The 14,474-nt window shown below is 58.8% G+C and carries 6 protein-coding genes and 1 other RNA gene; all 7 read left to right on the top strand.

The window, feature by feature from the left end:
- Nucleotides 1-42 precede the first annotated feature (42 nt).
- The gene (locus EL26_RS01215) at nt 43-1,626 is read left to right on the top strand and encodes a putative polysaccharide biosynthesis protein (protein ID WP_038083503.1); all 1,584 of its coding nucleotides are present in this window, start codon (nt 43-45) and stop codon (nt 1,624-1,626) included.
- Nucleotides 1,627-1,654: 28 nt separating this feature from the next.
- Nucleotides 1,655-2,992 (top strand): MFS transporter, encoded by a 1,338-nt coding sequence (locus EL26_RS01210; protein ID WP_038083501.1) that lies wholly within the window; start codon nt 1,655-1,657, stop codon nt 2,990-2,992.
- Between the two features lie 332 nt (nt 2,993-3,324).
- Nucleotides 3,325-4,572, top strand: a complete 1,248-nt coding sequence (gene hisS, locus EL26_RS01205; protein WP_038083500.1) for a histidine--tRNA ligase — start codon at nt 3,325-3,327, stop codon at nt 4,570-4,572.
- 23 nt (nt 4,573-4,595) lie between these two features.
- Nucleotides 4,596-6,446 carry an aspartate--tRNA ligase gene (gene aspS, locus EL26_RS01200; RefSeq protein WP_052035842.1) on the top strand — a complete coding sequence of 617 codons (1,851 nt, stop codon included), beginning with the start codon at nt 4,596-4,598 and terminating at the stop codon, nt 6,444-6,446.
- Between the two features lie 75 nt (nt 6,447-6,521).
- Nucleotides 6,522-6,707, top strand: a non-coding RNA gene (gene ssrS / locus EL26_RS24300) — 6S RNA.
- A gap of 204 nt (nt 6,708-6,911) precedes the next feature.
- On the top strand, nt 6,912-13,607 hold the full coding sequence (locus EL26_RS23255) for a 5'-nucleotidase C-terminal domain-containing protein (RefSeq protein WP_052035841.1): 6,696 nt from the start codon (nt 6,912-6,914) through the stop codon (nt 13,605-13,607).
- A 117-nt stretch (nt 13,608-13,724) separates the two neighbouring features.
- On the top strand, nt 13,725-14,471 hold the full coding sequence (map, locus tag EL26_RS01190) for a type I methionyl aminopeptidase (RefSeq protein ID WP_038083498.1): 747 nt from the start codon (nt 13,725-13,727) through the stop codon (nt 14,469-14,471).
- The last annotated feature ends 3 nt before the right edge of the window (nt 14,472-14,474 follow it).

The following is a 14,474-nucleotide window of genomic DNA, read 5'->3' as shown; positions in this document are numbered from 1 at the left end:
TTTAGGCAATCAAATCGCTACATAGACTGGGGAAAACCATACATGTCTTCAACTGCAAAAAAAGGATTGGTCGCCGGAGCTTTTTCCTTGGCTCTGGCCGGGATGTTGTCCAAAGTGTTGGGCATCGTCTACATCGTGCCGCTGCAGAACATGGCGCACGACTACGTCATGGCGCTGTATCAGCATGCGTATGCGATTTACGTCGTCATCCTCACGGTGACCACGGCGGGCATCCCGTTGGCGATCTCCAAACTGATCGCCGAGCGCAACACGATGCGCGATTACGCGACGGCCGACCAGATTTACCGCGTGGGGGCGCGGTATATGACGCTGGCGGGCGTGATCATGTGGGCGTTGATGTTTGCGCTGGGCGGCGTCATCGCGCTTATCGCACACAGTTACCCGGCATCCACGGCGATCCGCTCGCTCTCGTTCGCCCTGCTCGTCGTGCCGTTGCTCGCCGCGATGCGCGGGTATCTGCAAGGGCATCAAGAGATGGGCATCTCCGGCTCTTCGCAAGTGTGGGAACAGCTGGTGCGGACACTGGCCATCTTGGGCGGGGTGTACGCGTGCAAGCAGCTCGGCGCACCGGACAATTGGACGGCGGCGGTCGCGACGTTCTCGGGGGTTCTGGGAGCGGCGTTCTCCGTCTTCTACCTGGGCCGCCATGTCGTGCGGATTCGCCGGGCGAACAAGAGCCGGATCACGAAACCGTCCGACATGACCAACAAGCAGATCTTCCGCAAGATCGCGGTGGTTGCGCTGCCGATCTCGCTGTCTTCGCTGGTCTTGCCGCTGTCGCAGAACGTGGACAACTTCACGATCACCAACTTGCTCGTCTGGGGGATGGGGTTGTCGCAGCACGCAGCCGACTCGCAGTTCGGGATCTTCACCGCGCGGGCGCTGCGCCTGATCGCGATGCCGCTGTCGCTGGCCACCGCGATCGGGCTCTCGCTGATGCCCGCCATCACCCAAGCGATCACGGAAAAAAACACCCCGCTGCGCAACGAGCGCGTGTTGATGTCGTACCGCTTGACGTCGTTTTTCTCGTTCCCGACGGCGGCGGGGATTCTGTTGCTTGCAGGTCCGATCGACATCACGCTGTTCAAAGACACGGCAGGTTCGGATACGATTGCGATGGTGTCGCTGATGGCGATCTTCTCGTCGTTTGAGCTGGTCACGGCGTACATCTTGCAGGCGCTCGGGCATATGTACCTGCCGATTCGCTATATGTTTGCCGGCTTGATTTTAAAAACGGTGCTCAACATCGCGCTGGTGCCGTTTTACGGAATCTTCGGCGCGGCGATCGCCAGCGTCCTCGGCTACTTGCTCTCGTCGATTCTCAATTTCCGTTCTGTGCAAAAAATTGCCCAAGTCCCGCTCTCGTTTAACGACATCTTCGGCAAGCCGATTGCGGCTTCGCTGATCATGGGCGTCGTGGTGTGGATTGTGGCGAAGATTCCGTTCGATCTGATCATCCCGAGCGAGCGGATCGCCAACTTGATTTTGGTGATCTTCTGCGGCGCGATCGGCGCGGCGGTGTTTTTTGCGGTGATGGTCGCGATCAAGGGGATCACCCGCGAAGAGATCAAACGCATGCCGGTGTTGAACCGGTTGATTCGCTGATCGGAGAGGGGAGAGGGGAGAGGTCGTCATGACGTATCGGGAGCTGCTACGCCATCGCGGCTACTCCCTTTTGTTTTCGGGACAGGTGTTGTCGCAGTTGGGAGACGCCGTCTATGAAGTCGGCATCGTGTGGTTGGTGTACCGTTTGACAGAGAGCAGCGCGGCGGCGCTCGGCTGGTTGGCGTTTTGTCAGAGCGTGCCGTTTCTCGTGTGCGGGTTGCTCGCCGGCGTGTTGGCCGACCGCTGGAACCGGCGGACGACGATGCTGGTTTCCGACCTCGTGCGGGCCGCGGCCGTCGCGTGGTTGGCGGTGCGTTATGCGCTGGGGAGTTTGACGGTTGTGGAAGTGTGTGCCGTCGCGGCGTTGCTGACGACGGCGAGGGCGTTTTTTCACCCGGCGATGCGGGCGCTGTACCCGGAGATGCTCGGGCGTGAGCAGTTGTTGCTCGCCAATTCGCTCAGCGAAGGGGCGAAACGGATCTGCAAAGTGCTCGGCATGTTGCTCGGCGGCGTGCTGATGGCGCGGGCGCAGGCGGACGTCGTGCTCTGGGGCAACGCTCTGTCGTTCCTGCTGTCGTTTGCGACCTTGCTGGCCTTGAAAAAAACGAACCTGTCCGGCGGCGGGGAGGCTCTCGCGGATCGCGCTGCGTCCGGCGCTTTGAAAGCCGCATCGATACACGAATCGTCCGGCAGCGCGGAAATCTCGTCAAACCGTTCTGCAGCCCGCCGGGCTTGGACCCTTTTGCGGGAGATCGGTTCTGCATTCGGGGAACTGAAACGGCGCAAGCAGGTGCTGTTTGCCGTCGCGGCCTCGTCGTTCGGCTTGGTGGTGTCGGCGGGGTTGATCAAAGTCGGGCTGCCGCTCTTGGCGGGCAACGTCCTGCACGGCGAGGGCGATGTCTACGGGTTGCTGATGGCGTGCTTCTCGATCGGCATGTTCCTCTCCACCGCTTCCATGAAAAAACTCGCCGCCCGCCTTTCCGTCGTGCAACTCGTCGCCGTCGGCTGGCTGCTGTACGCCGTGATGTTCCTCGCGCTTTCGTTTGCGCCGCCGCTCGCGCTGGCTTGCGCGTTGGTGGGCGCGACGGGGTTCGCGCACTTTTTGACCGACATTCCGGTGACGACGATGATTCAGCAAACCATGCCGATGCACCGCATGTCCGCTTGCCAAAGCGTCTGGGCGACCGCCTCGTTCGGCTCGGAATCGCTCGGGGTGATCGTCGGCGGCGCGGTGCTCGGCGTCGCGGCGGTGGGCGTGACATTTGCCGCTGCCGGTACTCTGCTGTTGATTTTGGGCGTGGTGGCGGCGAGTAAACTTCGCGAAAATGGGCAGAATGTACTTGACAGAAAAACATTGTCTGAGTAAGATTACACTTAATTTCAACTTGATCGAGATCCCATGACGGGAAAAAGTACCGAAGCTCTCCGCGTTGCCAGAGAAGAGACACCCTCGGCTGCAAGTGTCTCCCTACGCGCCTTCGAGAAAGACATCCCAGAGGACTCACCGCGAACCCTCTTGTTTTCCGGGGGCAGTAGCGTTGGGCGTGTCCGGGCGTTAACCGGCTAAGCGGAAGCGGTGTTTTTTCTGCCGTTTCAATCAGGGTGGTACCACGGGAACTACAAAGCTCTCGTCCCTAGTGCATGTGATATGCGCTAGTGACGGGAGCTTTTTTTCGTACACCGAAGGAGGAATTCAACATGTTAACCAATCGACCCCGCGGAGTGAACGATTTGCTCCCCGGCGATGTGGAGAGATGGCAGTTTATCGAGCGTACGGCAAGAGACGTGTGCCGCCGTTTCAACGTTGCGGAGATCCGCACTCCGATTTTTGAACACACCGAGCTCTTCAAGCGCGGCGTCGGCGAGACGACCGACATCGTCGAGAAGGAAATGTACACCTTCCAAGACCGCGGCGAGCGCTCGCTGACCCTGCGTCCGGAAGGAACCGCGTCGGTGGTGCGCGCGTTCGTCGAGAACAAACTCTACGCGCAACCGCAGCCGACCAAGATGTACTACATCGGCCCGATGTTCCGCTACGAGCGTCCGCAAGCCGGCCGCTACCGCCAATTCCACCAGTTCGGCGTCGAAGTGCTGGGCGTCAACGACCCGAGCGTGGATGCGGAAGTGATTGCGCTGGCGATGACGTTTTTTACGGAACTCGGTTTGAAGGACATTACGCTGGAAATCAACTCTGTCGGGTCCCCGGCATCTCGGGAAGCGTACCGCCACGTGCTGCGTGAACACCTCGCCCCGGTCAAAGATACGCTTTGCAAAGACTGCCAGAGCCGCTTCGACCGCAACCCGATGCGCATCCTCGACTGCAAAGTCGACCGCGACAACGAGATCGTGGCAAACTCGCCGTACATGCTCGATTACTTGACGGACGAAGACAAAACCCACTTCGAGCAAGTGAAGTCGTACCTCGACTCGTTCGGCATCCGGTACGTCGTCAACCCGCGCATGGTGCGCGGTCTCGATTACTACACGCAGACGGCGTTTGAGTTTATGGAATCCGGCTCGACGCTCTCCGGCGGCGGCCGCTACAACGGCATGGTCGAGCAGCTCGGCGGGCCGGATCAACCGGGCATCGGGTTTGCCGTCGGAATCGAGCGCGCGCTGATCGCTCTGCAAAACCAAGACGTGCAACTGCCGATTGAAAAGGGCGTCGACGTGTTCTTGGTGGCGCTGGGCGAAGAAGCATCGAAGCGCACCGTCACCCTGTTGCAAGAACTGCGCACCGCCGGCCTCGTCGCTGACAAGGACTATCTGGGCAAGAGCATGAAAGCGCAGATGAAAGCGGCGGACCGCTTGAACGCAAAGCAAGTCGTCATCCTCGGCGACGACGAACTGGCGCAGGGCGTCGCCAACATCAAAGACATGGAAAGCGGCGAGCAAGTGTCCGTCCCGCTCTCCGAGCTGGTGCAGAAAGTTCAACAGAAACTGTAGAGATCCGTGGGGAGGAACCAATCATGAGCGAGCAATTCCAAGGACAAACGCTCCACCGCACGCACAACGCGGGCGAGCTTCGCAAGGCACACGTAGGAGAGCAAGTGACGCTGACCGGCTGGGTGCAACGCCGCCGCGACCTCGGCGGGCTGATCTTCATCGATCTGCGCGACCGTTCCGGCTATGTGCAAGTGGTGTTTGAACCGTCCGAGACGTGCGGGCCGGAACTGATGGAGATGGGCGACAAACTGCGCAACGAGTACGTCGTGGCGGTGCGCGGCACCGTGTCTTCCCGCTCCGAGAGCGCGGTCAACGCGAAGATCCCGACCGGCGAGATCGAAGTGCATGTCCAAGCGGTCGAAATCTTGAACGCGGCGAAAACCACGCCGTTCTTCATCCAAGACAACGTCGATGTCGATGAGAACTTGAAGCTGAAGTACCGCTACCTCGATCTGCGCCGTCCGGAAATGCAGAAGATCTTCATCCTCCGCTCCAAAGCGGTGAAATACTTCCGCGACTTCCTCGACAACAACGGCTTCCTCGAAGTTGAGACGCCGATGCTGACCAAGTCCACGCCGGAGGGCGCGCGCGACTACCTCGTGCCGTCCCGCGTGCATCCGGGTGAATTCTACGCGCTGCCGCAATCTCCGCAGCTGTTCAAGCAGTTGCTGATGGTGTCCGGCTTTGAGCGCTACTATCAAGTCGCCCGCTGCTTCCGCGACGAAGACCTGCGCGCTGACCGCCAACCGGAATTCACCCAGCTCGACATCGAGCAATCGTTCATTCCGCTGGAAAAGTTCCACGAGATGGTCGAAGAGATGATGGTCGGTCTGTTCCAAACCACCCTCGGCATCGAAATTCCGCGTCCGTTCCCGCGCATGACCTATGCGGAAGCGATGGCGCGCTACGGCTCCGACAAACCGGACATCCGCTACGGCGTAGAGCTGCAAGACCTGACCGAGCAAGTGCGCGGTTGCGGCTTCAAAGTGTTCAACGCGGCGGTGGAAGCGGGCGGCCAAGTGAAAGCGGTCGTCGCACCGGGCTGCGCGGGCTACTCCCGCAAGCAAATCGACGAGCTTGAAGCGTTCGTCAAGCGCTACGGCGCCAAAGGCATGGCGTGGATCGCGGTGCAAGAAGAAGGCGTGAAGTCCCCGATTGCGAAGTTCTTCTCTGAGGAAGAAATGCAAGCGCTGATCAAGACCGCAGGCGCTTCCGTCGGCGACCTGATCCTGTTTGCCGCCGACAGCAAAAAAGTCGTCGCCGACGCGCTGGGCAACCTCCGCCAGAAGTTGGCGCGCGACCTGCAGCTGATCGACGAATCGCAGTTCAAGTTCATCTGGATCACGGAATTCCCGCTCTTGGAGCATGACGAGGAATCCGGCCGCTACGTGGCAGCTCACCATCCGTTCACGATGCCGATGGTGGAAGACCTGCACCTCTTGGAAACCGACCCGGCGAACGTTCGTGCCCAAGCGTACGACCTCGCGCTGAACGGCTTTGAAATCGGCGGCGGCTCGATGCGGATCTTCCGTCGTGAAATCCAAGAGCGCATGTTCAAGGCGCTGGGCTTCACGCTCGAAGAAGCGTGGGAGCAATTCGGCTTCCTGCTGGAAGCGTTCGAGTACGGCACCCCGCCGCACGGCGGCATCGCGTTCGGTCTCGACCGGATCATCATGATCATGGCGCAACGCCCGTCCTTGCGCGACACCATCGCGTTCCCGAAAACATCCTCGGCGTCCGACTTGATGACCGACGCTCCGTCTCCGGTCACGACGCAACAGATGGAGGTTCTGCACATCGCCCGCCACGGCAAAGCGGTGCTGGAAGCCGACACAACCGCCGAGGGGGAGACTAACGACCCAGTCGCAAAATAGGGCTCTTGCACTATTTGAATTTTCCTTCAATTCAAGTACGATTAGGTCAAGGCAAATCTTCGTAAGCAACTTCAAAGAACCCTTCTATGTTGGTGATTGTCTTATGTTTTGATCCAACAGTTAGACTTTGGGAGGTCCCAGTCGAACGGAAGAGTGGAGGCCGCTGAGCAGCGCTCGTGGCGGAACCACAGAGGCCAAAGCAGACCACCCACCTGCGCGAGCAGGTTCAAAACTTTGGTAACACGGCGGTGCGGGGTTCTTGAACTGCTGACATCCACAAGCCCGACTCTCGGTAACGAGCGTCGGGCTTTTTCGTGTCTTTTTCGATCAATATTGACAAAATAATTACAAACTAGCAAGATTTTTGTGATAAGATAGATTCTGTGTTGTGAGAAAAGCATTTACAACACGATGATTTACAGGGGAACTGGGATTGTTCATCTCATCGAAAACGGGGGAAATTCAGTGAAGAACAGCACGAAAAAACTACTGGTATCGGCGTTGGTGCTGACGACGGCACTCAGTCCGGTGACTGCCACCTATGCTGCGGGAACCACCGCCACTGCAACTGAATCTGTCAATGGGTATCTGGACCTGGCATTGGCTGATGCGTGGGCACAAGATGCGATCCTGCAAGCGAAAACTCTGGGCTTGATCAGCGGTGACCCGTCGGGCAACTTCCGTCCGCTGGACACGATTACTCGCCAAGAGTTGGCGGTCATTCTGACCCGTCTCATGAACCTCACACTCGATACTGGGTCTGTTTCTTCTTATAAAGACGTACCCTCTGCACAATGGGGTGTCAAATATATCGAAACGGTTGCCAAAGCCGGTCTGATGACGGGAGACGGCGACCAAACCTTCCGTCCGGATGATCAGATCACCCGCGAAGAGCTCGCGGTCGTGTTGGCGCGCGCCGCGAAGCTCGATGTTGCGGGCAAAGGTGCCAAGCTTTCCGTCGCCGATCACGGTCAAGTGAGCGAGTGGGCGAAAGACTACGTGCAAGCGGCGATCGACGCAGGTCTGATGCAAGGCGACGGTGTGAACTTCAACCCGTTGCAACACGCACAGCGCCAAGAAGTGGCGGCCGTTGCCGTCAACTTTGCCAACACCGTGAACAAACCTCAAGTAGTGGCGGCTGTCACCGATGCGAACGTCACGATCAACGGCAAGAACTACGCGGTTGCGAACAACTTGAAGGGGCTCTTCAACGCAGTGAACGCAACTGTCCTCCAAGGCGCAACCGTGCGTTTCCAAGCGACGAACGGCACGATTGACAAGTTGACTTATCTTGAACTGACTCAATCCGGCTTTGCAGCGCAAACCGGTGCGGCAGAGTTCAGCAACAACCTCGTTCTCGACGGTCAAAACACCACTGTAGACGGCGACGTGAAAGTGTCTGCCAACTTCATCTCGGTGAAAAACCTCAAGGTCGCAGGCAACTTTGAAGTCGGACGCGAGCTGCAAAACGACTTCTACAGCCAGAATCTGCAAGTTTCCGGGAAAACCCTCGTCAACGGCGGTGACAGCAACACCGTCGTGTTTGAAGATGCGACGTTGAAGGGCGTCGACGTGAACAAGAAAGACGTGCGCGTGGAGCCGAAGGGCCAAACGCAAGTCGGAGAAGTCACCGTCAACACCAACGCGTCGATTCAGTCCGACTCCTCGGTGACGATTCCGAAATTGACCCTGCAAGAAGGCGCCCAGCAAGTCGATCTCGCAGGCAATATCGGCACGGTGGAAGTCAACGGATCGCAGGACACCACGATCACCGGCAGCGCGAACATCTCGACGGTCACGGCAGCAGGTTCCGGCGTGCTCACCCTGTCGACCAAGGGCAAGATCGACAAAGTCCAAGTCACCAACACCAACGCGCAGTTGTCGCTCGGCGACAACGTGCAGGTAGGCGACCTCGTCTTGCCGGAGGGCAAGGATGCGAAGGACGTGGTCAAGAACTACGACGCGCACAGCGACCAAGTCGGCACCGTCAACGGGCAAACCCCGAACGACAACTCCAACCCGAATTCCGGAGGCAACGCGATTCCGGATCATGTGATGACCAACGCGGGGAAGGTAACGGTTGACAAGAATCTGCTGACAGACGCAGACTTGCTGAGCCAAAACAAATCGCTCTCGGAAGTGACGACCGACCTCGTGCTTCCGCAGAAAGGCGAGAAGTACGGCTCGGACATCACTTGGTCTTCGAGCAACACCGACCTGGTCTCCAACACCGGCGTCGTCACTCGTCCGGAACGCGAACCGGCTCCGAACAAAGTCACGCTGACCGCGACGATTCGCAAAGGCAACGCGGTATCCACCAAGTCGTTTGAAGTGACGGTCGGCTACAAGATCGTGAAAGTTCAGTTGTTGGCGTTGAACGACTTGCACGGCAAACTCGACCAAACCTACAAACTGACCGGCAAAGACTTGAATTTTGACGGCACGCCGGACACCGTCAACGCGGCAGGCCGTCTCGACTACCTCTCGACCTACCTGAAACAGCGCGAAGCAGAGAACCCGAACACGCTCGTCGTGCACACCGGCGACGCAACCGGCGGTTCCTCTCCGGTTTCGGCACTGGAGAACGACGAACCGACCGTTGAAGCGCTCAACGCGATGAACTTCTCGATCGGCACCGTCGGCAACCATGAGTTTGACCGCGGTACCGCCGAGCTTAAGCGGTTGATGAACGGTCCGGCGCGCCCGTCCAACCCGGACTACAAAGGCATGAACTTCCCGCTGATCGCCGCAAACGTCGTGTACAAAAACACCGGCGACCTCGTCCTCAAGCCGTATGAAATCAAGGAAGTGGCAGGCGAGAAGATCGGCTTCATCGGCGTCGTCACCAAGGGCGCGGCTTCGATGATCATGCAGTCGATGATCCAAGACATCCAGTTCACCGACGAAACGGCAGCGGTCAACAAAGCGGCGGCGGAGTTGAAAGCGCAAGGCGTGCACTCGATCGTCGTGCTGGCTCATATGGACTTGACGCAAAACGGCGAGAACGTGACCGGTCCGGCTGCAAACTTGGCGGCGAACGTCGACCCGGACGTCGACGTGATTTTCGCAGCGCACAACCATGAAATTGCCAAAGGCTATGTGAACAACAAACTGCTCGTTCAAGCGTACGAGTACGGCAAAGCGTTCGCGGACGTCGATTTGGAGATCGATACGACCACGCACGACATCGTCTCCAAAAAAGCCGAAGTCGTCATCAACGACCAGTCCAAAGTAGCTCCGGACCCGGCGATCACCGCAATCATCGACAAGTACACGGAAAAAGCAGGCCCGACCCTCAAGTCGGTCGTCGGCACGTCGTCCGTCGATATGCCGGGCGGCTACACCGGCACCGGCGACAACCCGCTTGGCAACTTGATCGCCGACGGCATGCGCGTCAAGATGGACGCAGACTTCGCGATGATGAACGGCGGCGGCATCCGCACGAACTTGAACGCCGGCCCGATCAAGTGGGAAGACCTGTTCAACATCCAACCGTTCAACAACGTGTTGACCAAGGTTACCGTCAAGGGCTCGGACATTCCGAAGATTCTGGAAGCGCAGTTGTCCGTTTCCTTCGGTTCCGACTACAGCATCGCGGGCATGAAGTACACATACAACTACTCGACGCAAAAAGTGGACAGCATCACGAAGATGGACGGCACGCTGATCGACCCGAACGCAACGTACACCATCGTCGTGAACAACTTCATGGCGACCGGCACCGGCAAGTACGCGCCGATTCCGGCAGCGACCCTCGCTTCGGAAACCGGCCCGGAAGACCTCCCGGCGCTGATCGACTACGTGAAGTCCTTCCCGAACGGCGTTGTCACCGCACCGGAACTCGGCCGCATCAAGATTTCCAACCAGATGACCGTAACCAACAACTCCGGCGCTGCCGACACCGTCACCGTCAACAATCTGACGGCGGGCGACACCGTGAAAGTGTACTCCCAAGCATCAGCGGGCACGTTGCTCGGTTCGGCAACCGTAGCGTCCGGTCAAACTTCGGTCTCCATTCCGGTGAACGCACTGGCTGCAAACGGCGGCACTGTGTACGTCTCGATCACCGCGTGGGACTTGTTCCACAAAACCGCACCGGGCTACACCGAAGGCGTTCGCTTCCCGGTTTCCTATACGGCTGAACCGGCTCCGGAGCCGGGCACTGTCACGCTGACCCCGGCAACGTCTTCGTTCCAAGAAGCTGCTGCCAATGACGGCACCGTCACAGGCAGCGAAGTGCTGACGCTTGCCAACGGCACATTCGCACAAGACTTGACCAAGGCAGATGTCACCCTGAACAACTTGCCCGCAGGTCTTGACTACACCGTCACCCGTAACAGCGACACACAGTTGACGATCACGCTTTCCGGACAAGCGACCGCGCACACGTCGGCGAACAACGCCAACGTGACGGTGACGATCCCGCAGGCGAAAATCATCGGTGCGAACGCAAACGTCACTTCGAGCCCGTTTGCGATCACCTTCTTGGACCCGGCTGCACAGACGATGTCGATCGCCAATGCCCGCAGCGTGACCAATAAGACGCAAAAAGTCACCATCCAAGGCATCGTGACTGCGAACAACTCGGCATTTAACTCGTCTGCGAAACTGTCCACGTACATCCAAGACAGTTCGGGCGGTATCAATTTGTTCGGCTACACCGCTCCGGCGGGCTTCGACTTCCAAGAGGGCGACGAACTGCGCATGACCGGTACGATCTCGACGTACAACAACTTGACCGAGTTTGTGCCGGATGCGAACGCCATCACCCTGATCGGCAAGGGCCGCACCCTGCCGACTCCGCAAGCGATGACGCTCGAAGAGCTTTCCAACACCTCTGTTGCGGAAGCCGCGGAAGGCAAGCTTGTCCAAGTGTCCGGCTACCTCTCCAGCAAACCGGACACCCCGGACTCCGCAGGCGGTTACAACCTGTCGCTGATCGACGCAAACTTCAACTCGTTGTTGGTGCGCGTCTACGCAACCACCGGTGCCATCAACTCTTTGCAAGTTGGCAAATGGTATGACTTGACCGGGATCATGAGCCAATACAACACCGATTACCAACTGTTGCCGCGCAAAGCGGGCGACGTGGTCGAGCAAGCGACGCAAGCTCCGGCTCCGAGCACCGACGGCGTCGTGAAGCAAGCGACGGTCGCGCGCGGTGTTGACGGAGACACGGTGAAGTTGTCCACTCCGATCTTCGGCGCTACCAACGTTCGCTTCCTCTCGATCGACACGCCGGAGACCGTCTACAACGGCCTGTCGCAAGGCGCGCACGGCGATGCGGCGCACAACGCGCTGGACGCGCTGCTTCCGGCGAACACGCCGGTCGAACTGCACTTCGGCTCCGAGCCGTTGGACAAGTACGGCCGCCTGCTGGCTCACGTCTTCAAGAACGGCGAAGACATCAATCTCAAGCAAGTTCGTGAAGGCATGGCAACGACCTATCAGATCTACCCGAACCTCGAGGGCTTCGAAACTTACGCAGACGCGCTGAAAGCAGCGAAAGCGGAGAAGAAAGGCATCTGGAACCCGGCGGACCCGCTCTTGGAACAGCCGTTTGTCTTCCGTGCGCGCATGGACAACAACACCCCGCTCTCCAAGCCGGTCGGCGACTACTACACGAAGAAATTGGTCGACCCGAACCTGTGGTACACGATTCCGGCTGAGAACCGCGTGTTCTTCTGGAACGACACGGACGCGGCAACCGCCGGCTACTCGAAAGTTTCGTTTACTGCCGACAACACCGAGCTGTTCTCCGACGTCTACCAAGTGGACACCGCGAACAGCACCGTCAGCGGTTTCCCGTACGGCGTCACGCTCGACACCGTCAATGCGGTCGTCAAACCGCTCGTCGGAGCAACGGTGAAGTATTACCAAGCGGACGGGCAAACCGAGATCACTTCGGGCACGCTTGCGACCGGCAATTTGATCGTCGTCACCGCCGCGGACGGCGTGACGAAGAAAACGTACACTGTGACCACCGATGCCATTCCGGCTCCGACGGTCGTCACCAGCGTGAAAGGTGTTTCTCAAGACACCGACCTGCAAACGACGGGCGGCGTTGAAAACAAAATCACCTGGGTGGATTCCAAGAATACGACCCAGGTAGAAGTGCTCCGCAGCACCACCGGTGTGATCGGGGATGCCGTCTCGCTCGGCTTCGTCCCGTCCGGCCGTCAAACGTTCACGGACAGCGATGTGGAAGCGGGGACGACGTACACCTACTTCATCGTGGCGCAAAACTCCACGGGCAGCGCTGACCCGGTCAGTGTTCAAGTCACGGCTTCCCAAGACTACGAGAACGTCGTTCCGTTGACGCAGGCGACCAACGTCGCGGTCACTTCCACCGACCTCGACAACGCAACGGTGGGTGTGAACAACGTCGTGACGTGGACCGATGCAACCGGCCCGGTCGGCACGACTTACCAAATCCTCCGTTCCAAAACCAACGACGTCTCGACGGCGACGGTTGTGGGCACGGCGAATGAAGGCGAGCAAACGTACACGGACACCGTCCGCGATGCCGGCACTGTCAACACGACGTACTATTACTTCGTCAAAGCGGTCAACGGCAACCAAGACACCACCTCGGACGTTGCTTCTGTCATCGCAAAGGACAACCACATCTTGATCAGCGAAATTTACGGCAACGGCGGCAACGCAGCTTCGACGTACAAGTACGACTTCGTTGAGCTGTATAACCCGTCTGATGTGGACATTACTCTGAGCAACTGGATGTTGCAATACCAAGCGGCGACCACTTCGACGTGGCCGTGGGCATCCTCCGGCTCCGTGACGTTGAACGGCGTGATCAAAGCGCACGGCTATGCGTTGATCAAGTACAACAGCGGTTCGAACACCGGGCTGGCCGATCTTCCGGCAGGTTTCCTCGCTTCCTCGACGACCAATCTGAGCGGAACGGCGGGCAAGTTAGCCTTGCTGAGCCACAATAGCGCGTACTTGGCGTCCATGAACGATCTGGCGCTCGTAGACTTCGTCGGGTTTGGTTCCACCGCGAACCTCTTTGACGGGTCCGGACCGGCTAACCAAACGGCTTCGGATTACACCCACAGCATTCAACGCAACGAGGGTGTGGATACGAACGATAACGCAGTGGATTTCGTTACTGCAACTCCGACTCCGACCGTTACCCCGTAAGGAACAACATTTGAAGCTGTCCGGAACAACCCCGGACGGCTTCATTTTTTGTCACTCTTTTGCGCACTATGGTATAGTACATAATAGACATCTGACCCTAGAAGGAAGTGTACTGCATTGATCGAAATCAAAACTCCCTCCGAAATCGCCGTCATGCGGGAAGCGGGGCGCATCATCGCGGAGATTCACCGCGAAATTGCCAAGATGATGCGACCGGGCTTGACCACGATGGAGATCAACGAATTCGCTGAGACCTATATGCGCGAGCGCAACGCCATCCCGGCGCAGATCGGCTACCACGGCTACCCGTACGCGACGTGCGCGTCTGTCAACGACGTGGTCTGCCACGGCATGCCGAGTAAGTACGCGCTCAAGGAAGGCGATATTGTCACCATCGACATGGTCGTAACCCTTGACGGCATGAACGCCGACTCCGCGTGGAGCTATGCGGTCGGCGAAATCTCGCCGGAAGCAAAACGCCTGATGGAAGTCACCCACGAATCCATGTTCAAAGGCATCGAGAAAGCAGTCGTCGGCAACCGCATCGGCGATGTCTCCAACGCCATCCAAGTCTACGCCGAGGGCGAAGGCTTTTCCGTCGTGCGCGACTTCATCGGGCACGGCATCGGCCGCTCGATGCACGAAGGCCCGGAAGTGCCGCACTACGGCCCGGCCGGCCGCGGCCCGCGCATTCGCGAAGGCATGGTCTTCACCATCGAGCCGATGATCAACATCGGCAAGTACCACTGCAAAGTGGACGAAGACGGGTGGACCGCCCGCACGGTGGACGGCTCGCTGTCTTGCCAATACGAACACACCCTCGCCATCACGGCGGACGGCCCGCAACTGCTGACTGTTCTGTAACAC

Source organism: Tumebacillus flagellatus (assembly GCF_000714935.1).
In the GTDB taxonomy this organism is placed as follows: Bacteria; Bacillota; Bacilli; order Tumebacillales; family Tumebacillaceae; genus Tumebacillus; species Tumebacillus flagellatus.
This window is presented reverse-complemented; position numbering and strand designations above follow the sequence as displayed.

Coding starts and splice junctions, on each gene's coding strand:
- EL26_RS01215 (WP_038083503.1), top strand. CDS start 43: ATGTCTTCAACTGCAAAAAAAGGATTGGTCGCCGGAGCTTTTTCCTTG.
- EL26_RS01210 (WP_038083501.1), top strand. CDS start 1,655: ATGACGTATCGGGAGCTGCTACGCCATCGCGGCTACTCCCTTTTGTTT.
- hisS (WP_038083500.1), top strand. CDS start 3,325: ATGTTAACCAATCGACCCCGCGGAGTGAACGATTTGCTCCCCGGCGAT.
- aspS (WP_052035842.1), top strand. CDS start 4,596: ATGAGCGAGCAATTCCAAGGACAAACGCTCCACCGCACGCACAACGCG.